At 35.5% G+C, this 23,331-nt stretch carries 20 protein-coding genes; 3 read left to right on the top strand and 17 right to left on the bottom strand.

Going from position 1 to position 23,331, the window contains the following annotated elements; genetic code table 11:
• Positions 1-52: 52 nt before the first annotated feature.
• A complete protein-coding gene (gene aqpZ, locus MM214_RS07665; RefSeq protein ID WP_241294038.1) occupies positions 53-730 on the bottom strand; it encodes an aquaporin Z in 678 nt (225 codons plus the stop codon).
• A 606-nt stretch (positions 731-1,336) separates the two neighbouring features.
• Between aqpZ and MM214_RS07660 the strand changes: the two genes are divergently transcribed.
• Positions 1,337-2,035, top strand: coding sequence for a hypothetical protein (locus MM214_RS07660; protein ID WP_241294036.1), 699 nt, complete (start codon positions 1,337-1,339; stop codon positions 2,033-2,035).
• Positions 2,036-2,267: 232 nt separating this feature from the next.
• Here MM214_RS07660 and MM214_RS07655 read toward each other — a convergent pair whose 3' ends face one another.
• The 6 genes from MM214_RS07655 to MM214_RS07630 all read right to left on the bottom strand — a co-directional run bounded on the left by MM214_RS07655 (position 2,268) and on the right by MM214_RS07630 (position 8,664).
• Positions 2,268-3,455 carry a hypothetical protein gene (locus MM214_RS07655; protein ID WP_241294034.1) on the bottom strand — a complete coding sequence of 396 codons (1,188 nt, stop codon included), beginning with the start codon at positions 3,453-3,455 and terminating at the stop codon, positions 2,268-2,270.
• Between the two features lie 468 nt (positions 3,456-3,923).
• Positions 3,924-4,646, bottom strand: coding sequence for an SIMPL domain-containing protein (locus MM214_RS07650; protein ID WP_241294032.1), 723 nt, complete (start codon positions 4,644-4,646; stop codon positions 3,924-3,926).
• Positions 4,647-4,896: 250 nt separating this feature from the next.
• Positions 4,897-5,745: a prephenate dehydrogenase gene (locus tag MM214_RS07645; RefSeq protein WP_241294030.1), complete on the bottom strand. Its 849-nt coding sequence runs from the start codon at positions 5,743-5,745 to the stop codon at positions 4,897-4,899.
• A gap of 12 nt (positions 5,746-5,757) precedes the next feature.
• Positions 5,758-6,903 (bottom strand): pyridoxal phosphate-dependent aminotransferase, encoded by a 1,146-nt coding sequence (locus MM214_RS07640; protein ID WP_241294028.1) that lies wholly within the window; start codon positions 6,901-6,903, stop codon positions 5,758-5,760.
• Positions 6,903-7,721 (bottom strand): prephenate dehydratase, encoded by an 819-nt coding sequence (locus MM214_RS07635; protein WP_241294026.1) that lies wholly within the window; start codon positions 7,719-7,721, stop codon positions 6,903-6,905. The genes MM214_RS07640 and MM214_RS07635 overlap by 1 nt, the downstream gene beginning before the upstream one ends.
• A gap of 103 nt (positions 7,722-7,824) precedes the next feature.
• Positions 7,825-8,664, bottom strand: coding sequence for a 1,4-dihydroxy-2-naphthoyl-CoA synthase (locus tag MM214_RS07630; protein WP_241294024.1), 840 nt, complete (start codon positions 8,662-8,664; stop codon positions 7,825-7,827).
• Between the two features lie 99 nt (positions 8,665-8,763).
• On the opposite strand from MM214_RS07630, the gene MM214_RS07625 reads away from it, so the two are divergent.
• Together MM214_RS07625 and MM214_RS07620 are read left to right on the top strand one after the other, a co-directional pair.
• The gene (locus MM214_RS07625) at positions 8,764-9,843 is read left to right on the top strand and encodes an AMP-binding protein (protein ID WP_241294022.1); all 1,080 of its coding nucleotides are present in this window, start codon (positions 8,764-8,766) and stop codon (positions 9,841-9,843) included.
• Positions 9,828-10,247, top strand: a complete 420-nt coding sequence (locus MM214_RS07620; protein WP_241294020.1) for a DUF2141 domain-containing protein — start codon at positions 9,828-9,830, stop codon at positions 10,245-10,247. The genes MM214_RS07625 and MM214_RS07620 overlap by 16 nt, the downstream gene beginning before the upstream one ends.
• Before the next feature lie 542 nt (positions 10,248-10,789).
• Here MM214_RS07620 and MM214_RS07615 read toward each other — a convergent pair.
• From MM214_RS07615 to MM214_RS07570, 10 genes are all read right to left on the bottom strand, one after another.
• Positions 10,790-12,100, bottom strand: a complete 1,311-nt coding sequence (locus tag MM214_RS07615; protein WP_241294018.1) for a nucleotide sugar dehydrogenase — start codon at positions 12,098-12,100, stop codon at positions 10,790-10,792.
• Between the two features lie 615 nt (positions 12,101-12,715).
• Positions 12,716-14,386: a capsule assembly Wzi family protein gene (locus MM214_RS07610; RefSeq protein ID WP_241294016.1), complete on the bottom strand. Its 1,671-nt coding sequence runs from the start codon at positions 14,384-14,386 to the stop codon at positions 12,716-12,718.
• A gap of 146 nt (positions 14,387-14,532) precedes the next feature.
• The gene (locus tag MM214_RS07605) at positions 14,533-15,186 is read right to left on the bottom strand and encodes a sugar transferase (RefSeq protein WP_241294014.1); all 654 of its coding nucleotides are present in this window, start codon (positions 15,184-15,186) and stop codon (positions 14,533-14,535) included.
• 5 nt (positions 15,187-15,191) lie between these two features.
• Positions 15,192-16,391, bottom strand: coding sequence for a UDP-N-acetylglucosamine 4,6-dehydratase (locus MM214_RS07600; RefSeq protein ID WP_241294012.1), 1,200 nt, complete (start codon positions 16,389-16,391; stop codon positions 15,192-15,194).
• A 51-nt stretch (positions 16,392-16,442) separates the two neighbouring features.
• The gene (locus MM214_RS07595; RefSeq protein ID WP_241294010.1) at positions 16,443-17,342 is read right to left on the bottom strand and encodes an NAD-dependent epimerase/dehydratase family protein; all 900 of its coding nucleotides are present in this window, start codon (positions 17,340-17,342) and stop codon (positions 16,443-16,445) included.
• Between the two features lie 11 nt (positions 17,343-17,353).
• Entirely contained in the window at positions 17,354-18,478 is a 1,125-nt protein-coding gene (locus tag MM214_RS07590) for a glycosyltransferase (RefSeq protein WP_241294008.1), read from the bottom strand.
• A gap of 176 nt (positions 18,479-18,654) precedes the next feature.
• The gene (locus MM214_RS07585; RefSeq protein WP_241294006.1) at positions 18,655-19,842 is read right to left on the bottom strand and encodes a glycosyltransferase; all 1,188 of its coding nucleotides are present in this window, start codon (positions 19,840-19,842) and stop codon (positions 18,655-18,657) included.
• Positions 19,839-20,411, bottom strand: a complete 573-nt coding sequence (locus tag MM214_RS07580; RefSeq protein WP_241294004.1) for an acyltransferase — start codon at positions 20,409-20,411, stop codon at positions 19,839-19,841. The genes MM214_RS07585 and MM214_RS07580 overlap by 4 nt, the downstream gene beginning before the upstream one ends.
• Positions 20,412-20,560: 149 nt before the next feature.
• The gene (locus MM214_RS07575) at positions 20,561-22,057 is read right to left on the bottom strand and encodes a glycoside hydrolase family protein (protein WP_241294002.1); all 1,497 of its coding nucleotides are present in this window, start codon (positions 22,055-22,057) and stop codon (positions 20,561-20,563) included.
• A gap of 5 nt (positions 22,058-22,062) precedes the next feature.
• Positions 22,063-23,328, bottom strand: coding sequence for a hypothetical protein (locus tag MM214_RS07570; RefSeq protein ID WP_241294000.1), 1,266 nt, complete (start codon positions 23,326-23,328; stop codon positions 22,063-22,065).
• Between the last annotated feature and the right edge of the window lie 3 nt (positions 23,329-23,331).

Raw genomic sequence — 23,331 nt, 5'->3', positions numbered from 1 at the left:
CAAATCTTTTACGATCAATCAAGAGACTTCTCTTAAAAACCTGAGATTAGTTTTATTCAGAACTTAAATACTTGTAAACCATGCCGGCTAGCACTGCACCAACTATAGGAATCAAGATAAATAGCCAAAGTTGAGCCAATGCCCAGTCGCCTACAAAAAGTGCTTGACTGATACTTCTGGCAGGATTCACTGAGGTATTGGTCACAGGAATACTGATCAAATGGATCAATGTCAATCCCAAACCTATCGCAAGACCTGCAAATCCAGCGGGAGCTTTGCTATCTGTGGCTCCTAAAATGATAATCAAAAACATGAAGGTCATGACAAGCTCGGTAACTATAGCTGCTGTCATGCTGTAGCCCCCTGGTGAGTGTTCTCCATATCCATTAGCAGCAAACCCACCAATCTCACTTCCATTTCCTGTGACTATGACATACAGCACACCTGCCGCTGCCACCGCTCCCAAAACTTGAAAAACAAGATAAGGTAAAATGTCCTTCGCTTCAATCCTGCCTCCTGCCCATAGGCCAATCGTAACAGCCGGATTGAGATGAGCACCTGAAATGTGGCCCAGAGCATATGCTATGGTCAATACTGTCAAACCAAAGGCTAATGAAACCCCTACTAGACCTATCCCAACTTCTGGGAAACCCGCAGCCAAAACTGCACTACCACAACCTCCAAGTACCAACCAAAAAGTACCGAAGAATTCAGCTAAATTTTTTTTCATTTTAATAAAGTTAGATTTTCCTACTCTTATGGCTTTTCGGAAACGCCCCGTTTTTTTTGTGGTCTCTGGACTCCAACTAAGAGTCTAATGCACCAAGCAAAATCGAAAAATCACTTCACCCTTCATTCCATATCGATTACCTTCAAGAATTAAGAAATCTCTTATTCGGTAGCTATGAAAAATGAATGCTGATAGTATTCATCATGCAGTTCGATGCATCAGAAAATTTGAATAATAATCCCCGAAAACTTTTACGGAAACCCCCTAAAACCATAAACTGAAAGAATGCACTACTTGACAGTAGCACATGATACAAAATCACTTTCAACAATTAATAAATCCCTATCTGTAACATTAAAAAACCAAAGCATAACACCTGCTTCTTCTCTGAGATGCCTTATCAAATGAAATGCCTAAAATCTTTAAGCTGACACACAAAATCAGAAAAGTCTTTCTATCATTAACTAAATGAGCAGCTTCTACTCTATAAAAACTAAACCCGAATCAAAATAACTAGATCTCTAAAGTAACCAATTGAAGTTGAAAAACAAATTAAACGTTATCCTTATGGATACGTTGGTATAATTGATCTTAAGAAAATGATTCATGAAAAAACAATTATTGTTAATAGCCTTATCGTTTTTAAGCATTAGTTTATATGGGCAAGACTTTATTTGGGGGATGCAATATAAACATGGAATCGCTACAGGTGACTTTGCTGCGGCTGCTGGAAGATTGCAAACTCCAGAATTTGCCATATATACAAACTATCAGATACCCAATCAACCTGTAGAAATAGGTATCAGCGTGGGTTATGGAATCAATGGAACAGCATTAGAAAAGCGAAATGACCTCTATGTAGGATTCAATGATGAGTTGAGACTCCGAAGAAACAATAATTTACTAAGTTTAGCAGGGGTATTTCGGTTTTTCCCAGAAGTATATGGTAGCATTTTCCCTTTTCTAGAAGCTCAAGTAGGTGGCATTCATGCTTATACCAGGTATAAGATTCGAGAAAATGCTACCGCAGAACCTATAGAGAATGAAAAAGACCTAGGTTCTTGGGCTAGAATGAGTCAAATCGGTGGGGGGGTATTTATTCCTCTTGGCGAAAAAATTAAAGGAAATCTTGAGCTAAGGTTAATGTATCAGCATACTAGCCCTCTTGATTATCTTACAAAAAACGACGTACGCTATGAGCCTGATCCTAATGGAGTTGAAAATGGTCAGTTCATTTATAATGTAAGAAGATCTCCTTTAAACATGATCCAACCTTCTATAGGTATCAATTTCTACATAGATTGATCAATTTTTGGCACAATATTTGAAAAAAGTATAACAAAATACTAAACCAACTATCACTACAACCACAAATGCCGGGCTTCACTCACCCGGCATTTTTTTTATTATTTACCTGAAATCTGCAAGAGAATGTCGTATTCAATTGATTTATAGTAGCAATAAACCTTCCAGGTTTCACTCGATTATTTCTAACAACTCATCGTCAGTCGATATAAACCTGAAAGGTCAGCAGATTTTAGTGATCTATTTTCACTTTGTAAAAGACATTGTAGTCACGCTCCACTTTAGGACTGATGTTATCATTGATGTATATATACCCATCGCTGTCCAAGCTTTCGATGGTACCATCCACAGGTAATTCATTGATCACTCCTATTTGAATATTATTCTTAAAAACAATATAATATGGCCTAATATATTGTTTGCTTGCTTCTTTGTATTCTGGAGTAGCTAAATACTGTTCTGATATCGCACGGAGCTCTTCCATTTTACTTTTGGGAATTGTGGAAAAAAACTGGACAAGTCCATAATCTCCAGCGAAAAGCACATTATTGATAGCAGGATAATCATTGTAATCTTGCGGAGAACTCTCCAAAGAAATGGTTGGTGGAAAATCTGGTCTTTCAGGGTGATTTAATTTCACTTCATGCTTGAGTTCGATTTCATCTCCTAAATCATAAATGTAAAGCTGAGAGCCTTGGATGGGCATCAAAGCAAATGATTTCTTGGTACTATTAAGACTGATCATCGATAGCTTGCTTCCAACAAATCGCTCACTGACTCTAGGCTCCCAAGTTTCAGGAAACGCATCCAAAATCTCCAACTTTTCGGACTCTAAGTCATATTGATAGATATTGCTGATCTTTTTATAAAAATCTAGGCCAACTTTACTTGGATTCATTTCATCATCTGTGAAGAAATTATGATCCTCTCCCAAAATCTTCATCTTTCCATTGTGCATGAAAGGATGAAAGATCGTTCTATTCCTGTAAATCACAAGCCTATGAACATCCATGGTATGATAAGGGCTCTTGAAAATTTGATTCCCTTCAAAATCATAAACAAAATAGTGATTGATAAACCCTTGGGCTACAAAGCGATTGTCATCTAAGAACTTGTAGCCAAAAGCACCATTGGCTCCTACCCCATCTGGGCCATCATGTGCCAATTTAAATTCCTTAATAATCTCCCCCTTCAAATCAGTCAAATACACTGACTTGTTGCGACCGACCATTAGGGCCCTATCGGCAGTAAGGTTCAAATCAAAAAGATTGAGTGGGGATAACGCTTCAACGACAATAGAGTCAACCAATGTAAGACTCAATTCTTCGATGGGATTTACTAGCTTAGTTTCTTCTCCACAGCTATTCAAAAGCACCGTAAAAATGACAAGCTTGATGAAAATTGTATGTTTTTGGTTCATAAGTGAATAAGTTTATATCACTTAGTGAAAAATTTGGTGCTTTATATGACATGTTTTATGAATCCTCGATTTTCCATTGCTAGATTGTAGATGGTGTTCAATCAAGAATATAGAGAAGAAATAAGAGGAAAGAAACACGAGTGTATTGCCAAAGCGAAATAAAGTTGAAATATGCCTCTACCTATGGGTAAACAGGTGCGGCCAAATAAGACGCTATTGTAAGACTTTTGCATCATACTTTTAGTAAAAAAGAAATAGCGTAAAATAATACCTGCCATCAAGGAGTCCTAAAAGGACGCCCGATATCATCGTCTTGGATTTTATTCTTGGGAAGGAAGAGATAACATTAAAAATAAAGACAACATTGTCAAATAATTTAAAGATGCGACACGATCTCTAAAAAAAAACTGGATGGTAGACCATGTTACCATCCAGCTTTGGTTAAAACTTATATCCAATATGTAGGGATTACATTTGATGTACTATAAATGCAAAACTTACATTGACCCTGTCTGTAAGCTTTTGCTCCTCTGGACTAAATGTAGGCTCTACGCGGTCAGCTGAGGCTGTTTTTAGCATAGCGGACTCCATTCTATACTCCATAGGTTGAAAAGTATAACCTGTGCTATAATTTACTTTGTAGACCATGATTTTTTCAATTCCCATGGTTTTGGCAATGATGTCTGCTTTTGCCTTTGCATCCTTCAGAGCAAGCTCTAGCAATTGCTCTTGGTAAGTTTTTCTCTTTGCTTCAGAAATCCCAAAAGACAAGTTATAAGTCAATTCATCAGCGGCTGTATTGATTGCCTCTACGATTTTGACCAAGTCTTTATCTGTTTGTTTTACTACAATTTTTACATTTTGACTGGCTACATATCCGCTGTCTTTGTAAGCGTTGCGTTGATATACTCGGTTGATATTGACATAATAGTTGTCTACCACAAATTCATAGTCTTTGACACCTGTCTTTTTCAAGGCATCTTCAATAGCTTTGGTTTTTTTGTTCAATGCATTAGTTGCATCACTTACTTTCATTCTCAACTCTCTCAGATTAAGTTGTATTGTAGCTTGATCTGGCATGGCTTTGATCTCACTTACGCCATCTACATCTATCGACGGAACATTTTGCTGCTGCGCCATTGTAAAAAGTGGCAACATCAGTACAGGTAATAAAAAGAGTAACTTTTTCATAGTGTTTTAAATTTTACATTTGCTCTTCAATGAGATCTGGGTAACAAGTTGTATGTTATTTGCTCTCTTAGGTATTAATCTTCAAATCCCAAGCCACAATTACTTAAAATATGTTAATTAGTCTCTCATTGAAATTAATTTGTGTCTTTAAAGTTTCAAGGTCTACATTCTAAATCAATGCAAACTCATGACGATAAGATAAAGCACAATGTCTCAAAAGCTACCACCATGGGAATTAAGTGAATGGTTTTCACCTTCCTAAATCCAAAATATCACCTATTTTATTAATTTTTTTCATTTCACCCTTCAGCCCATCGTAGTCATCAGCGATGATTTTATCCCTGAATTTTGATAGATTGGCTATGTATAAGCTCAATGCCTCCAATACATTACTTTTATTTTCTTCCAAAATAGGTGCCCACATTTCTGCTGAGGATTTTGCCAACCTGACCGTGGAAGCAAAACCAGATCCAGCCATGTCAAAGATGTTCTTTTCGTCTTCCATCTTGTCCAAAACTGTCTTACCAAGCATAAAAGAAGATACATGGGAAAGGTGTGAAACAAATGCCAAATGTCTATCATGCTCCTCAGGATCCATAAATCTCAACTTCATATTCAAAGACTCTAGCACCTCATATGCGATGGCTTTCAAATGAACGTCTGTAAGCTCCATTTCGCAGATAATAAATACCTTTTTGTCCAATAAATCCGCCAATGCAGCTTTTGGTCCAGAGTACTCAGTACCAGCTATGGGGTGACCCGCAAGGTATTGCGCTCTTTTGGGGTGTTGTGATACAGCTTTGCATAGGTTTTCTTTTGTAGAGCCAAAATCCATCACTAGCGTACTTGGTCCTACTTGATCTAGTGTTTCAAGGAGTATCTCTTCTAACGTGTTGGCCGGTGTCGCCAGTACGATCAGATCCGTATCATCGTGAGGTTGCTCTGCTGATTCTTCAATGATCCCCAATGCCAAAGCATCCTCCACATTTTTAGGATTGCTGTCATATCCTGTAAAAATATATTCTGGCTTTACTTTCTTCAAGGCTAAGGCAAATGAACCTCCTAAAAGTCCTAGCCCGATAATGTGTATTTTTTTCATTCTAAAATAATTTTACTTTATCCTATTGATAGCTTCCTGTATCAAATCTTCTGATACACAAAGTGAAAATCTAATATATCCACTTCCATTACTTCCAAATATACTCCCCGGCGTCACAAATAAATAATGACTCTTCAGCAGGCTATCTACCAGAGCATAATCATCACTTCCATCCATCATCTTTGCCCACACAAACATGCCTACAGCATGTTTATCTACTTCCAAATGAAGTTTTTCTGCCAAATGCCAAATCAATCTTCGTCTGCTGAGATAAATTTGATTCAAGTCCTTATACCATGTATCGCTTAGCTCAAGTGCTGCAATAGCTCCATGCTGAACACCCAAAAACATCCCTGAATCCATATTACTTTTGACCTTCAATACCGCACCGATATAATCTGCCTTGCCCACCAGTACACCTATCCTCCATCCTGCCATATTGGAAGTCTTACTCAGGGAGTTGAGCTCCATAGCCACTTCAAATGCTCCATCCAGGGACATGATACTTTTGGGATCATCCTCTAGAATAAAACTGTAAGGGTTGTCATGGACAATCAAAATCTCATGCCTTCTTCCAAAATCCAGCAACTTTGCGAAAACATGAACATCAGCCCGAGCGCCAGTGGGCATATGCGGATAATTTACCCACATCAGTTTCACTTTGCTAAGATCCATCTTTTCCAATGCTTCGAAATCAGGCATCCAATTATTTGAAGCTCTCAAATCATAAGGTACTGCTTTTGCGCCGACAAGCTGACATGCTGAAGCATATGTGGGATATCCTGGATTTGGAATAAGTACTTCATCACCAGCATCTAAAAAAGCTAATGAGACATGAACAATTCCTTCTTTGGAACCCAACAGGGGCAATATTTCCCTATCTGGGTCAAGTTCGACTTGATAATGCTTCTGGTAAAATCTTGCAAAACCTGTTCTTAATGCTGGAATACCTTGATAACCCTGATAGCCATGAGCATTGGGCTCTACTGCAACCTCAGTCAAAGCCGCTATCACATTCGGGTGAGGTGGTAAGTCTGGACTACCTATACCCATATTGATTACCTCATGACCAGCCTGGATAAGCTCCCTCACTTCTTTGAGTTTTTGAGAAAAATAGTACTCCTGGATATGTGCTAACCTGGTTGAGAACCCTTTCATTACTTTCTGTTTGTATATTCACCAAATACCTTAACCTGACCATAGTTATCCCTGATGGCTCTCATTGCAGCTTGGTATCGGTCATACTCTTCAAATTGCAAATCAACAAAAAAAGCATATTCCCAAGGCTTGTCAATCACTGGTATGGATTGAATCTTGCTCAAGTCAAGATCAAACTCGCTAATTTTAGAAAGTAGCTTTGCGAGTATACCCTTTTCATTTTTTACAGTCACTTTTATAGAGGCTTTGTTAGGTTTGAGAAAACCCAATTCGAGCAATGGTTTTTGCAAGATGATAAATCTCGTAAAATTATCTTTTACGGTCTGAATATCACTAGCCAAAATATCGAGAGCATAAATCCTAGCCGCTGTAGTACTGGCTATTGCTGCCACTCTTTTTAGCTTTTCATCCCTGATGCGTTTGGCGACCGAGGCCGTATCTATATCATCTACAAGTTTGATATGAGGATGGGACTCAAAGAATTTTTTACACTGGAGCAATGCCATAGGATGGGAACGCACTTCCTCTATCTGATCTATACTTTGACCTTTGAGACACATTAGATTATGTGAGATTGGCAGGTAATATTCATCTTTGATCGTCAACTCATGCCTATCTATCAGTTCATAATTGGGAAGAATGGCTCCTGCGATAGAGTTTTCAATAGCAAGCACACCAAAGTCACAAGCATTACTGCTTACGCATCTGGCTACTTCTTCAAAGGTCCTGAATCCCAAAATCTCTGTACCTTCCCCAAAGCAATTCAAAGCTACTTGGTGATGAAAAGATCCTGGAATTCCTTGAATGGCTACTTTCATTTATTTAAATTTTTTCAAAAATCGAATCATCTCTAGTTTGCTTTCAAGACTATTCGAAGAGAATTTGATTACGTCGCTAAATGTGAGTTTTTTTTAATCAATATCAAGGAATCCACTTGACATCTTTGAAATTAGGTTTACGCTTTTCTAAAAACGCATTTCTTCCTTCCTTGGCTTCATCTGTCATATACGCTAATCTAGTAGCCTCTCCTGCAAAAACTTGCTGACCTACCATGCCATCATCTGTCAAATTGAATGCGAATTTGAGCATTTTGATAGAAGTAGGTGATTTGGCCAAAATCTCTTGAGCCCATTCGTAAGCCGTATCCTCCAGCTCAGCATGTGGCACTACAGCATTGACCATTCCCATCTCATAGGCTTCTTGAGCGGAATAATTTCTCCCCAAGAAAAAAATCTCTCTAGCCCGCTTCTGACCGACCATCTTGGCAAGATAAGCCGAGCCATATCCTCCATCAAAGCTGGTCACATCTGCGTCAGTTTGTTTGAATATAGCATGTTCCTTACTCGCCAGGGTCATATCACATACTACATGCAAAGAATGTCCTCCTCCTACTGCCCATCCAGGCACTACTGCTATCACTACTTTTGGCATGAACCTGATCAAGCGCTGTACTTCTAGGATATTCAATCGGTGGTAGCCATCTTCACCTACATATCCCTGATGCCCTCTGGCCCGCTGATCTCCACCAGAGCAAAATGCATATACTCCATCCTTGGGTGATGGCCCTTCTGCAGATAATAACACGACGCCTATTTCGGTGTCTTCCATGGCATCATAGAAAGCATCATACAATTCACTGGTTGTTTTTGGCCTGAATGCATTTCTTACTTCCGGCCTGTTGAAAGCTATCCTAGCTACACCGTCACATTTTTTGTAAGTGATATCCTCGTATTCTTTCGCTGTTTTCCAGTTTATAGTCATTGGGTATAGATTTTAAATTAATTTCTTGCAAGATAATAGGCTTAGGGGAATTTTGTTGAATTTTGATAAAGGCATTACCTTGCAACTATATAAAAATCTATGGGACGCATCATTCTACCACATCGGTCGTACAGTTTTGAACAAGTGAAAGCAAAAGCCTGGCAGGAGATCGACCCTTATTATACCTCTTGCTTGACATTCTGTGAGGCTTGGCTCTCTGGTGAAGACACCTTTTTCCAGCAAACATCAGGATCAACTGGATCACCAAAAACTATAGAAATCAAAAGGTCACAAATGATCGCTTCTGCACTAGCGACTTACGAGTTTTTCAAAATAAAAAAATCACCTAAAATCCTTGTATGTATCCATACTGGAATGATAGGTGGCAAAATGATGCTTGTAAGGGGTATGTTATGGGATGCAGACATCTACATTACGCCGCCTAGCTCGAGGCCTTTCGAATCTGAATGGCTTCAATCTCCCTTTGACTTTGTAGCTATGGTACCCTTCCAAGTGGCTTCTGGAATAGAGTGGGATACGGATTTGAAATGGCTTCGCCAAATCGATACCTTGATCATAGGAGGCGCAGCAAGTTCTCCAGAACTTATCTCTAAAATCAAAAATCAAAATATCAAAGCCTATCAAACTTATGGCATGACTGAGACGGTCTCTCACGTCGCTGTGGCAAACCTCCAGCAAGATAGTCAGGTCTATCACACCTTACCATCTGTAAAAATCGGGATCAATGGGGCGCAGTGCTTATGGATAGAAGCACCTATGGCTTTGGCGCATAGGCTTCAGACACATGATGTAGTCGAATTGCTAAATGGAGATAGTTTTCGCTGGCTAGGGAGAGCTGATTTTGTAATCAATTCTGGAGGTATCAAAATCCATCCCGAATTATTAGAGCAAAAAATTGACGAGCCAATAAAAAAAACATACGGAAATATCCTCTACTTTTTGGCTGGTATAAGGGATGAAAAACTTGGTCAAAAGCTTGTCTTATGCCTTGAAACCTCAGAAGACAAAAAAAAGGAATACATTTTGCGTAAAGAGCTGGAGGCAATGTTAGAAAAATATCTTGTACCTAGAGAGATTTACACTACAAAGACATTTGCCTTGACCGATTCTGGAAAAATAAACAGACAACAAACCCTTGACCTATGTGGCCTCAGTTAATTCTTATTCTATTTTTCTCATTGATCGAAGCAAAACCGATGAATACTTTGACGCTCTCTGTTCAGCAAATTAAAAATGACAAGGGGGTCATTCGTGTATTGCTTTTCGATCAGGCAAGCGGCTGGCCAGATGATTATACCAAAGCAAAGCATCAAGCTACACTCAAAATCGCCCAAGGTCAAGCTACACATACCTTTGACAACCTGCCTTCAGGCTCATATGCCATTGCGGTGATACATGACAGTAAAAATATTGGCAAGCTACGTACCAATATGCTGGGTATACCACTAGATGGTTATGGATTTTCAAATAATGTCATGGGTAAATTTTCCCCTCCCTCATTCGAAAAAGCCTGCATCAAAATCCAACAAGGCTCCAACCAGCATACGATTATTTTGAGATAGAAGCGAGAGCTTAGATAGAAGCAAGAGGCAAGAAACAAGAGGCAAGAGATTTGCGAGAAGCGAGAGGTTAGAGGCGAGAGGTTAGAAGCGAGAGGTTAGAGAGAAGCAAGAGGCAAGAAACAAGAGGCAAGAGATTTGCGAGAAGCGAGAGATTAGAGGCGAGAGGTTAGAGGCGGGAAGAAGAGAGGCGAGAAGCGAGAAGCGTGAGGTTAGAGGCGGGAGGTTAGAGGCGAGAGGTTAGAGAGAAGCAAGAGGCAAGAAACAAGAGGCAAGAGCAGCGAGAAGCGTGAGGTTAGAAGCGAGAGATTAGAGGCGGGAGGCGAGATGCGAGAAGCGAGAGGCGGGAAGAAGAGAGGTTAGAGAGAAGCAAGAGGCAAGAAACAAGAGGCAAGAGATTAGTGAGAAGCGAGAGGTTAGAGGCGAGAGGCACGAGATTAGAGGCGGGAAGAAGAGAGGTTAGTACAATGTACTTGGTACTTGGTACATGATACTTAGTACATAATACTTGGTACATGGTACATAATATTCGGTACTTTAAACAACTAAAGCCGGGCATCGGAGAACTCTTTTGGCAAAATTGATTTTACATCAAAGATAACTTGGTGTTCAGATGTTTTTAAATCCCAATTTTTAAACTCCCTATGTCCAACGGCCAAGATAATGGCAGAGTATGACTGAAGATTGTTTTTTATTTCTCCATTGACTATTTCTATACCGTATTCTTGATTTACTTCGCTTGGATCTGCCCATGGATCATATATTTCCACATCCATATCAAATGATTGCAATTCGTTGTAAATATCGATAACCCTAGAGTTTCTAACATCAGGACAATCTTCTTTGAACGTAAAACCAAGTATCAGTACTTTTGAATCTATAACTTTCAAATCTTTCCGCATCATGTGCTTGATGGTCTCTGTAGCTACATGCTTGCCCATAGAATCATTCAATCTTCTTCCCGCTAAAATAATCTCAGGATGATAACCTACTTCTTGCGCCTTTTGTGCTAGGTAAAAAGGATCTACTCCTATGCAATGCCCACCTACCAATCCTGGCCTGAAGGGAAGAAAATTCCACTTGGTACCAGCAGCTTCCAACACTTCTTGTGTATCGATCCCTAGTAAATTGAAAATTTTCGACAGTTCATTTACAAAAGCAATATTGATATCCCTTTGAGAGTTTTCTATTACTTTGGCTGCCTCTGCCACTTTTATCGATGAAGCTTTGTAGGTGCCAGCTGAGATCACTGATTTGTATAGCTGGTCAACATATTCTGCTACTTCTTCTGTAGATCCAGATGTGACTTTCAGTATTCTTGTGACGGTATGCTCTTTATCTCCTGGATTGATCCTCTCTGGGGAGTAGCCTGCAAAAAAATCTTCATTGTACCTCAATCCTGACCCAAATTCCAAGACTGGAACGCATTCCTCCTCTGTAACTCCCGGATAGACTGTTGACTCATAAATGACTACATCTCCTCTTTTCAAAACTTTGGCAATGGCTTCGGAAGCTTTCAGCATGGGAGAGAGAACGGGCTTGTTATGCTTATCTGTAGGCGTAGGCACGGTAACAATATAAATATTGCATGCTTCAATGTCTGTCAATTCAGCTGTGATGAGCAATCCTTGTGACTTTTGTCCTGAGTTTTTGCTATCATGAACCAATACACGCTGTAATTCCTCATCGGTGACTTCCATGGTTTTATCATGTCCATCTTGTAAACTTCTGACTCTTTTAGAATCTATATCATATCCTATTGTCCGATATTTTTCCGCAAAAGCAACTGCCAAAGGAAGACCAACATACCCTAAACCGATAATGGCAATAGTGGATTCTGAAAGTGATTTTAACATCTAGTTGTCCGAAATAGTATGATGAAGCCTATGAAGTGAGCCTACAAAGTACGGTATTTAGATACGGAACTTTATCAATAAGCATCGAAAATTTTGACTTTACTTAGCTTTGATTTTGGTCGATAATTGGTATTCAATGTATGTCCGCAAAGATACATGTGACCAAGTCACATTTTGGGATTATAAAGATCCAGTTATTAATTGATATTGGATACTTATGGATATTGACCATTGACAACCTGTTGAGCCAATGAATTGAAGTTGCTGGCAAAAAAGCGTATAATCAGAAAATAATTATAGGCAATGGGAAAAAGTAAACATGATACCCAACAAATTAAAAAAAGTGGCAAATGGATATTTGATCAAAAAGTACAAAGTAGATGGAAATAAGCTAATTTGGAAGGGATAAGAATCAGGGCTTTCTTTGAGTTTAACCTCAAAAGTTACATTCAAATTCGCAGAGATCACCAAGGATAATTTCAGATGATCCTAATCTCCCCCATCTCTTAGTACTTATTACATTGTAAATAGTACTTAACACTTAGTACATTGTACTTAATACTTGGTACTTTGTACTTAATACTTGGTACTTAATACTTAATACATCCCCATACACTACGGCTGTTTTCCTAATAGGTAGATCAAACTGACTTGGGAGTGAATGGAGAAAAGGTTTTCTCCTCTGGGAAACTCTGGTGTGGATTCGGGAGCGAGCTGCCATTGGTAGTTTATCCCGTTGATCAGTTGGAGTTTGGAGCTTAGGAGGAGATTGTTCCATCGCTTGTCATACAACAGGCCTATGCTCAGATCTACCCAAGGCTGATGCTCCTTTTGCTGACCAAAGGCACGATAATAGAAATCTTGGTGATTTTCAAGTCGCTCAAAGAGTAAGCCCATTTTGTTGAATTTCTCTACAAGTGAGAACTCTAAGGTTTGAATATTAGATCCAGTTCCTATTCCTACTCCTAGAGCTTGCCCATAATTAGTAAAGCCCCTAGCCTGATGGTGCATATGCCAAGTTGTTCCCCCTAACAAACCATACCTAATATACCTGTTTACAGATGCTTGCTGATGGGTCATTTCACCTCTGACCTGAAGCATTTTATCTGAATTTGCTAAATCAAAGAGTTTTCCAAATCCCAAGATATAGGCTCGGGTATGTTCTGGATTTAGAATTAGCTCCCTCCAATTGAAGGCATGGTCTCTCCTACCATATTCAAAATATATTTCAGCTTTGGCTTCTTTGTTAAAATATCGGGTAAAAATTGTCAGCTGTTGGTCATATCCATCTCTATCATAATCTACCGTATTTCCATTATCGAAAAAATTGACTTTTTGTAAACCTTCGAATACAGGTAGGTAGTCCCTTAAGGAATTGAAAGGATTCTCACTGTAGCGTTGGAAGGTTCTGGTCAGACCTATGGTAAATCCTGGAACCCACTTTGGCGCATAGGAGAACATCACTGCATTCAAGTATTTCCAATCTCCGCTGAAGTTTTGGAAATATCGGCCGTTCAGTTCATCAAATTGGGAGGGTGCTATACCAGAATCCTCCAGTCTACCTACCAAAAGTTGGAATTCAAAGTTTCCTAAAAAAGTTTGAATTGGCTTGTAAGTGTTGAAAGTCAAGTGAGGAAATCCAGGGGCGCTATTTGAGAAAGTAAGCGCATTCCATTGTCCAGGTCCCCACCAAATGTTTTTGGTAGAAGCCCCTAGCTCGAGGGATTTGAACTTGAGTGAGATGCTGGACTGACCCCAATAAAACCTGGAATAAGCTTCAGTACCGAATCTTTCTGGACCATCTCCGAAGTTCCAAAAAAAGAATCTAGCTTGATTTACAGAATTGGAAAAATCAGATGAAAATCCATCAAATGCAGCGTTTTGAGCATAGATCAGCTCAGGTTGAAACTGTAGGTGAAGTACAGAGAACTTGGCAAAAAAACCGGCAGAAACATACTGCTGCAAGCCATTGCTGGGGATCATCCCATAATCTCCATGGCCATAGGGTCTATTGGTATTGTACCTGGATATGGAGGTGATAGGCATCAATCCAAAATCCATGATTTTTTTCAGAGAATCCTGTTCTTCTTGAAACAAATTCCTGTAGTCATTGATAACAGGACGCAACGAAAATGAGCCAGCTACAGCTGACTCATTAGCTATTTGATTCCGACGTAGATATTCTTCTAAAATGGGTTGGCCAGAAGATAGAGATTGTGCAAAGGTATTAGACAATAGTCCTAATAAACCTAAAAACAACCCAAAAAACCTTATAACTATATTCATTAATTTAAATTTTACCTTTAAACTTACGATTCAAATTAATAAGAGAAAATATAGAGCTTAACAACTTAAATCACAAAGCTACATTTTATTTTTCTCTTTTAGTGAAATTTGGCTAACCTACTGGAATGAGATATGTTTGAATGAATTTAAATACCTTCTCTTTTTGGAAGATCTCTATAAAGAGATTCATATAATTTAGAGGAAGGAAAAAAAATAACCCAAATCGTTAAGAAAATCAGCTGAATATCTAAAAAGAAACTCTGATGTTCTTTGTACCATACTTCCAAAGCACCCTTGTAAGGGGCTATATCCTCTTCATAACATTGCAAGTGAGGCTTCGGAGAGTTAGCTAAAATACTTTCTTCATCCCTAAAAACAATTGAACCTATGCCTGTAAGTCCTGGCTTTAAATGCTTAATTTGATCCTGAATATGCACAGGATAAAACCCAAATGTTTTCGGTGTTAAAGGGCGAGGACCAACTACACTAATATCACCTTTGAAGATATTTAATAGCTGAGGGAGCTCATTTATTTTGGTTTTCCTTAACACCTTCCCTACAGGTAACACTCTTGGGTCATTCCCCATAGTTACATCGCCACCTGGCAAATTTTGACTATTCTCTAGCATCGTTGCAAACTTCAATAAACCAAATGGTTTACCTCCTTTTCCAATTCTCTGCTGAACGTAAAACACCTTACCTTCCCCGGTTAACCTCAACAAGATCATTAATGGAATCAATAAAGGAGAAATTATTATAATGAAAATGCCTGAGGAAATTACATCAAATATTCTTTTCATAACCTTTACATTTTTTTATCTAAACCTAAACCTGTTTCAATATGCTCAAATTCTGGAATATATTTATTTAGCCAGCTAACTATCTCAGCTTTTTCCAGGTTTGGTCTAGCCAGAAGCTCATATAATTCCTCAAAAATTTCATTAAAAACCTCTGATTTATATATAGGAGATTTTGATATAACACCAAGAGCTTTATACTTATCTAAATTGAAATCTTCATCCTCCGTATAAAATTCCTCATAAAGCTTTTCACCAGAAGTATCTGTTTTGAAAACATAAACTGGATATTTACCCTCTTTGATCAGGTGTATATTTTTTCTGGCTTCATTATCTGACTGAAAGATTACTGCTTCATAACCTAATTTTTTTAAAAGCACTGGGAAAATATCTGCAAACTTGATTAAATCCTTCTCCATATCGAGTTTTGGAAAGAATATCTCTCTATTTTCACCCAAGACACAAGCCATTAAACATATTTCTCCAGATTCTTGTGGAGAAACAAAAAATCTCTTGACATCACTTGGGCAAGACAATGGCTGTTCCTTCTCTATTCTCTTAAGAAAACCTTCTAACAAAGACCCATTCGAAAAAGCTACATTGGCAAATCGAGCTGTTGAAACTTTCAATTTGTCACCATAAGACAAGATCAATTCCTCCATCATTTTCTTACTCGCTCCCATAATATTCACAGGGTTTGCTGCTTTATCTGTGGACACACAGAAAAAGTGTTTGGGTGGATACTCTACCAAAAGGTCCAGAAGGCCTTTGGCTTTCACCAAATTATTTTCAATCAAAGCTTCTATAGAATAGATATCTTTTTCACTTCTCACATGCTTGTGCGCAGCAAAATTTGCTACAATATCAAATGGACCATGAGCAATAAACAACTTTCTAAACGCAGGACTATCGAATGAAAGAGGATAAGTAACAAAATCATCTGGGACAAATTGACCCTCTACGCTTCTCAGATCACGGACTAGTTCAGTGAGTCCATTTTCATTGATATCAACCACTACAAGTTTCGCCGGTTTAAATTTCAACGCAGCCTTGATAAATGAAGAACCGATTGTCCCTGCCCCACCAATTACCATTAAGTTTTTACCCAATATATCTTGAGAAAGCTGGCTATGATTATTCTTCAAGTCTTCCGAAAAAAGACTTTCATTTCTTTCTAAATAATCTAAAATAAATTGATTTGTATTCATAATTTCTTATTTCACTTGAATTTTTATATTTCCGATAAATCCTTTCACTATTTAAAAACTTTTTAAGGTTTTCACTAAACCTTCCATTGCAGAATTTGGCAATTTTTCGATATTCAATGCAGCTTTTAGTTTACTGTTACTAACCTCATAATTTTCCGTTAATTTTTTTAGTCGTTCAGTATTCAATGGAAGTCCTAGCTTATCACCAATTTTTGCTAATCCATTAATAAAAAAAGGCGGGATTTTCCAAAGCCTAGCTTTATTTCCGCTAACAATTGAAATTAATTTTATCAATTCATTTGTAGAAACCGCTTCATCATCGGAAAGATTGTAAACACCACTTTGTATATAAGGATCCCTAAGGATTGAAGCTATAATATAATTGAAGTTGTCAACATTCAAGAAAGATCGTTTATTTTCAAAAGAAGCCAATGGCCAAGGAATTCCTTTTTTAACAACATTAAAAAGTAAATTTAGATTACCCTTATCACCTGGACCATGTACCATTGGAGGACGAAGTAATATCATTTTTTTTCCTTCTGGCAATACTTGAGAAAGTAAAAATTCTTCCGCTTTCCGCTTCGATTTTCCATAATTTGAAACAGGATTACAACTATTCTTTTCATTCAGCGGGGAATTTGATTTATATTCCTCAACAGCAGCCATTGAACTAATATGAATAAATAAATTTGCATTTGATTTGATGAAAGAATTAAAAAAATCCTTAGTTAATTCAAAGTTCACATAAAAATAGTCACTTTCTAGTGCTTCTTTTTTGTGATCATGTGCTTTACCTGCTAAATGAATATAACAACTCGCATCAATTTTAATTTGATTAGGCCATTCTTGATTACGCAAAGATACTGGTAAGACTTCATAATTTAAATTTTGAATATAAGGAATAAGATTAGATCCGATAAAACCCGTTGCTCCTGAAACTACAATAGTCATGAATATGATTGTTAAAATTTTCTATATGATAAAATAGATTCCCAAATTGTTTTATAAACAATTTCTCGATCAAATTTTTCTAAAAAAAGTTTGAGACTATTTTCTTTAAAACTATTCAACTTCACATCACTTAATTCTTCAATCTTTAAAAATGTATTTTTTAAATCTTCAATTGATTTTGGCCTAACTAAAAATCCATTAAGATTGTCTATACAGGTTTCTTTACAACCTTTATGGTCTGTCGTAATTATTGCTTTTGATAAAGATAAGGCTTCAATCAAACTTCGTGGTACACCTTCAGGATAATAACTAGGTAAAACTATAAATTCAGTTACCTCTAAAAACTCAGAAACATTTTCTTGGTAACCTAAATAATGGATTTTGGGATTACCCTTTATTAAATTTAAAACAGCTACTTCTATTTTAGTTTCATCAAACCAACCTGCAATTAATAAATCGTAACTTGAGTCTACAGAATTGAAAGCTTTTACCAATTCAATAATTCCTTTCTCCTTTACTATACGGCTGCAAAATCCAATATACTTTTTCTCTTTTGATAAATTGTTTTTCATCAAAAAATCATCTAAAAAATCATTTTTATTTACAAAATTTACAGCATTAACACCGCTTCCATGAGTCATTATAACCTTTGCTTTCTGAAGGTTTTTTTTAAGCAAATTCAAATCTTCCTTGTTTTGAGCAATAACAATATTGGCCTTATCCAAAACAATCATATATAATTTAAATACAAACCAAATAAAAGGATTTTTTCTATAATTTTCGAGAAATCCAATACCAGCAATAGTGGCAATAATATTTGGAACTTGTGCACTTTTAGCTGCTAATATTCCAACCAAATTTGGGAAGAATTTATAGGTAAAAACAATTTCTGGTTGTTCCTCTTTAAATTTTCTCGTAAACAACTTAAAAACTGAAATAAGAGAAAAGACAAATTTCCAATTACGTGAATATTTATAATAAAATACATCACTAGTCAACTTGTCAATTTTTACTTTGTAATCATCTTCTGGAACAAAAGCAAAACATTTATTACCTTTTTCTTCTAAGTATGATACGAAATCATGTCTTGATTTGTAATAATCTTCTCCATAGTGGGCAATTAAACCAATTTTCATAATATAATTTAATAATATATATATTATTTACTATAAACAATTTAAATAATCTAGTTAATTGTTTTTCAAACAAATAAAGTTTCGATTAATATATCGAAAATATTAACAATTCGACTGTTTTATGGTAATTTACGCTATCTATAATATAGGAAATATCGATTATGCTGAATATTTAATCAAATATTCTTCAATCTATTCACCACTTTCTCAAAGAATTCAATCTTTTTCTTATCTAAAATATCTTTAGAATATTCCTTAGATCTCTCAAAGTTAAAACTTGACATTGAAACTCTTAATTCTTTATTTGACAAAACTCTTATCAAATCCTGAAAAAGCTTTTCGTAGTTTCCAGGTTTATGTAGAAATTCTGAATTAATTAATTCTGGTATCCCAGCAACATTAGATGCCAATACAGGACAGCCAACACTCATAGCTTCAATAACTGATCTTGGTAAACCTTCTTGCTTTGAAGGATGAATGTAAAGATCTAAATCCTTCAAAAATTCAAATATTTCAGAACCGGACTGAAGTCTTCCGACTATGATGCAATCATTTTCTAAACCTTTAAGGGTTATTAATCTTTTAATGTAACGTTGATCTCCTCCCCCAACAAGATAAAAATGAAATTTAAGGCATTTATTGATATTTTTAAGTTTTCTTAGAGATTCTAAAGCAACATCAAACCCTTTAGATTTAACAGCCAAATTTCCAATCATTCCTATCTTAAAAACATTTTCTAAACTTTTAATTCTCGAATAATTTAATCTATCCTTTAACAAATTACTGTCAGGAATTGGAATCTGAACGTTAGATGCACTTTCTACAATTTTTGCATTAGTTGGATATCTTTTTTGGAGGAAACACTTAGTTACATAAATTGTTGCAAAACTATTTCTTACTATCTGTTTCATTTGAAAATAACGCAAAGGAGCCTGCAGCCTAACACTCAGTTTACCATAGTTCCAAGTACTGTCCCAAGCACAAGCCACAACTTCTGTGACAAATGGCTTATTCAATTCTTTGCAAATTTTATATGCGTAAAACCCAATAATAGATGGAACTCTGATTATAACAAAGTCAACTTCGTAAATATGAGAGCGCAATTTATCTTTTATTTCATTATGAAATTTATAATAATCTAGACCGCCTTTTACTTGATATAATAGATCAAATTTTACATTATTATAAGATGACTTAACTAAACCATCTACTACTTCATTTCTCTTACTACCACGGGAAACAACAAATAGCAGATCAACATTTTCCATATACCTTTCCCATGCATGGGAAGGCAAACCACCTGAACTATAATATTCATTATTGACATTGAAAAAATTATGGTCATGTACAAATAATGCCTTCATATTATTTTTTTTATTAATTTGGCTGGGACTCCTCCAACTAATGAACCTTTCTCAACTTTCTTATTTACAACTGCTCCTGCAGCTATGATAGACCTGCTTTCTATAATAACGCCATCTAAAATCCTAACTCCACAGCCGACCCAAACATCATCTTCAATTATAATCCCAATTTTAGTAAGTGGATTATATTTAATTGGCGTAGAAAAATCTTCCCAAGTATGATTTGCTGCAACAAGGGATGTAGAATGAGCTATAGAAACATCATTTCCTATTAAGATATTGGCATCACAATCGATCATACAATTTTCGTGAATACTTACATTAGAACCACAAGAAAAATTATTCCAATGTTTTATTATTGTATTGGATCCAATAGATACATTTTTTCCAACATTTTTTGCTTTAGCTTTTAAAATCAGATAACGCACTAGCTTACCAAATAAGCCGTTAAAATTTAAGAATAGTAACCAAATAAAACTTAAAAACCATTTTGGTAGAAATTTAAAAATCTTAACTAAAATATTTAAGAAAAATTCCCAACGATTAAATAAAGATCTTCCAGTTTTCAAATTTTTATAAATTTATTTCTTTTTAAAATCAAATTTTAAGTATTGATTATTACTAACAACTTATTTTGTAATACATTTTATTTAAAAGTAATTACTTAAATTAAGTTTCATAAAAACCTACTTATAGTAATAATTAAATTAATCCAAAATTACTCGATTTCAAAATTTCCTTTTATGATTGAGTTTTTTACATTACCTATATGGATTGATTTAGAATTCTTGTTATTGGTGTTGAAAAGTTTGTTACTAAATATATTTAAGTTTTTATAAGGTCCATTTCCACGAGTTGGAAAAAACACAGAAATATTTTTCGAATATATTACATTATTTAAAACGTCAATATTTTCAAAACTTTTCCCATTCATAGTAAACACTACACCATAATTAACATTATGAATTTCATTACCACTAATTATTACGTCATTACAAATGTGATCTAAAACTATTCCACCTCCATATGGTTTACCATTTCTATAAGAGCTATCTTGAAATGCAGTAGAAATAAAATTATTTTCTATCTTTAAACCACTAACTGCCAAGCCAGAAATTGCCGCAGAATATGCATATTTAGAAATGTTTGAAATAGGATTACTTAAATTTTCAATACAATTACCTTCAACTAAATTATTTTTTGAAAAATATCTTGCCCCTGTCCATCCTTGTACAATGATTGCAGAATATCGGGCATTAGGATCATTTTTATAAACCTCAGGAAGGCCTGCGTTATTTACAGTATTATCTTTTATTATATTATAACTAGCTCCTTTATCAATATCAATATTATTTACAGCATTACCTGAGACTAGATTGTTATATATTAAATTTTCAATAGTTCCACCTCCAGCTAATTCTATTGTATTCCAACTAAATTCACCAATAAAAACACAATTTGAAATAATATTACTTTGCGTTTTGTTGACAAATTCGCTTAAGTCTCTTTTTTTACTCCAATTTGTAAGTAACCTTACTCCAAACCTTGTTTTAGAATCTAAATTTAAAAAATTACAGTTATCAATTAATATATTCATCGAAGCTCCAATTTCAGATCTAAAAAGTGATGGAACTGAATTAGAATCTTCGGCATAGTCCTGAGAAACAATTAAAACATATGGTGAGTTCGGTATTTGATTAGAATTATTTGCTTGAATTCCACCATTTTTAAAGGTTACATTTTGTATAGTAATTAGCTTAGAACCTAAAATAAATATACCACAATAAACCCTCTCTTTACCTGTCCTTTGCTCACCTTTGAAGTCAAAGGTTAAATTTGAAATCTTAATATTTTCAACATTTATAATATTAAAAACTGGACTATCATCCTCATTAAAACTAGTCCAATTTAAACTAGGGACAAGCACACTTCCATTTCCATCAAACTCCACATTATCTTTAAATGTTAATGGTTCAGTTAATTCAAAAACACCAGATTCATTTAATTTTATATATACTCCTCTATTAGAAGACGCTTTATCTATAGCTTGCTGAATTCTTTTTGAATCAATTTTTAAATTTGCTCCACTCTTTGACTTAGTTGAAATTAAAATAGTGTCAACAGGTGTTTCATCCGCAAAAACTTCAAGACTTAATCCAACTAGAATCAGGACTGAGGTGAATAAAAACTGAATAAATTTATATTTTTTAAACATTTTATTTATGTTTTTATTCCTTTTTTAACTATTGTATTTTTGAAATAAATAATTAAAAATATTACAAACAATGGCATAAATGCGGCCAATTGTGTAAACTGAAAAAACACAACTACAACAATTGATAAGATTTTAAGAAAAAGGTTTTTGGATCCATCCCCTACTTTACAAATCCAAATTAAAAAAAATGGAGCTAGAAATATTCCAATAAATCCAAAATTCGAAATCATCTCCTCTAAAATAGAGGTTGTAAAAGACCAACCTATAGGCTCAGGTGGGAAATTTAGTACAGAGGAAACATAATAAACAGCATAAGGATAAGGTTTTTCAGGCCAAATTGAACGTGGAACAAAAAACAACAAATCAAATAGAAAAGATTGACCTCTATATTGCAAAATCTTACCCCCTTCAACAAACTCTTTATATAAAGTATATTTTACTGTATGATCTCTACCAATATTCAGTCTTAATGCACCATATAGGCTTCGAGAGTAATTTGAATTAGATGCAAAATCTTTACCATAAGCAAAAACAATTGAAGTTAACACAATTAAACCACTAAAAACATATCTTAAAATTTTCTTAGGCCTAATTTTTCCAACTAAAACACCAGCAGTTAAGAGCATAAAGAAATATTTAAAGAAAATGCCTCTCTTACCGTCAACCCAAAAAGCCAAGAATAACAGAAATAAATACAAAACCAATTTAAAAACTATAGAGGTATCATTTTTATTAGCTATGAAATATATTAAAAAAGCACCTGAAACAACACTTAATAATGCAAATCTAAAAACCAATGCATGAGACTCCTTGAATTCTTCACTCCTAAATTTTAAAACTGCCTGATAATTCAAATAGTTTTCAGGATTATTAGCTATGAAAACCATTATTATTGGCGTTAACATCATAATCCAGAGTAGGTATCTATATTTATAAAGCGTATGATAAATTAAATTAAAATTTAAAATATTATAATTGTCTTCTGTTTTTATAATATACCTATAAAATATAATGCAGACATATGATAAATATAAATTATAGTAAACTGCTGCATTTTCACTATCAAGTGCTAAAGAAAAACCTTTATACCCCGAGAAATCAGCAGGTCCAAAAGAGAAATCTAAAATGACAGGAAGTCCATAGAAAAAAAACAAAGCTGCAACAGCTGGGTATGAAACACTAAAAAAACCTTGAACAAATTTCTTATATGTAGCGAATAAAAGCTTTGCAAAAATTAAAAGTAGTAATATTGATGAAATTAAGCTTAACATATA

The organism is Belliella kenyensis (assembly GCF_022549675.1).
Lineage (GTDB): Bacteria > Bacteroidota > Bacteroidia > Cytophagales > Cyclobacteriaceae > Belliella > Belliella kenyensis.
The sequence above is the reverse complement of the archived record's forward strand: the minus strand, read 5'-3'. Positions and strand labels throughout refer to the sequence as shown.

Bases quoted from the DNA above. Each gene is read 5' to 3' on its own strand.
- MM214_RS07630 (WP_241294024.1), bottom strand. From the start codon at position 8,664: ATGACTATAAACTGGAAAACAGCGAAAGAATACGAGGATATCACTTAC.
- aqpZ (WP_241294038.1), bottom strand. From the start codon at position 730: ATGAAAAAAAATTTAGCTGAATTCTTCGGTACTTTTTGGTTGGTACTT.
- MM214_RS07650 (WP_241294032.1), bottom strand. From the start codon at position 4,646: ATGAAAAAGTTACTCTTTTTATTACCTGTACTGATGTTGCCACTTTTT.
- MM214_RS07640 (WP_241294028.1), bottom strand. From the start codon at position 6,903: ATGAAAGGGTTCTCAACCAGGTTAGCACATATCCAGGAGTACTATTTT.
- MM214_RS07660 (WP_241294036.1), top strand. From the start codon at position 1,337: ATGAAAAAACAATTATTGTTAATAGCCTTATCGTTTTTAAGCATTAGT.
- MM214_RS07620 (WP_241294020.1), top strand. From the start codon at position 9,828: ATGTGGCCTCAGTTAATTCTTATTCTATTTTTCTCATTGATCGAAGCA.
- MM214_RS07585 (WP_241294006.1), bottom strand. From the start codon at position 19,842: ATGAAGGCATTATTTGTACATGACCATAATTTTTTCAATGTCAATAAT.
- MM214_RS07645 (WP_241294030.1), bottom strand. From the start codon at position 5,745: ATGAAAAAAATACACATTATCGGGCTAGGACTTTTAGGAGGTTCATTT.
- MM214_RS07600 (WP_241294012.1), bottom strand. From the start codon at position 16,391: ATGAATACAAATCAATTTATTTTAGATTATTTAGAAAGAAATGAAAGT.
- MM214_RS07605 (WP_241294014.1), bottom strand. From the start codon at position 15,186: ATGAAAAGAATATTTGATGTAATTTCCTCAGGCATTTTCATTATAATA.
- MM214_RS07570 (WP_241294000.1), bottom strand. From the start codon at position 23,328: ATGTTAAGCTTAATTTCATCAATATTACTACTTTTAATTTTTGCAAAG.
- MM214_RS07635 (WP_241294026.1), bottom strand. From the start codon at position 7,721: ATGAAAGTAGCCATTCAAGGAATTCCAGGATCTTTTCATCACCAAGTA.
- MM214_RS07655 (WP_241294034.1), bottom strand. From the start codon at position 3,455: ATGAACCAAAAACATACAATTTTCATCAAGCTTGTCATTTTTACGGTG.
- MM214_RS07595 (WP_241294010.1), bottom strand. From the start codon at position 17,342: ATGACTATTGTAGTTTCAGGAGCAACGGGTTTTATCGGATCTAATCTT.
- MM214_RS07625 (WP_241294022.1), top strand. From the start codon at position 8,764: ATGGGACGCATCATTCTACCACATCGGTCGTACAGTTTTGAACAAGTG.
- MM214_RS07590 (WP_241294008.1), bottom strand. From the start codon at position 18,478: ATGAAAATTGGTTTAATTGCCCACTATGGAGAAGATTATTACAAATCA.
- MM214_RS07615 (WP_241294018.1), bottom strand. From the start codon at position 12,100: ATGTTAAAATCACTTTCAGAATCCACTATTGCCATTATCGGTTTAGGG.
- MM214_RS07610 (WP_241294016.1), bottom strand. From the start codon at position 14,386: ATGAATATAGTTATAAGGTTTTTTGGGTTGTTTTTAGGTTTATTAGGA.
- MM214_RS07575 (WP_241294002.1), bottom strand. From the start codon at position 22,057: ATGTTTAAAAAATATAAATTTATTCAGTTTTTATTCACCTCAGTCCTG.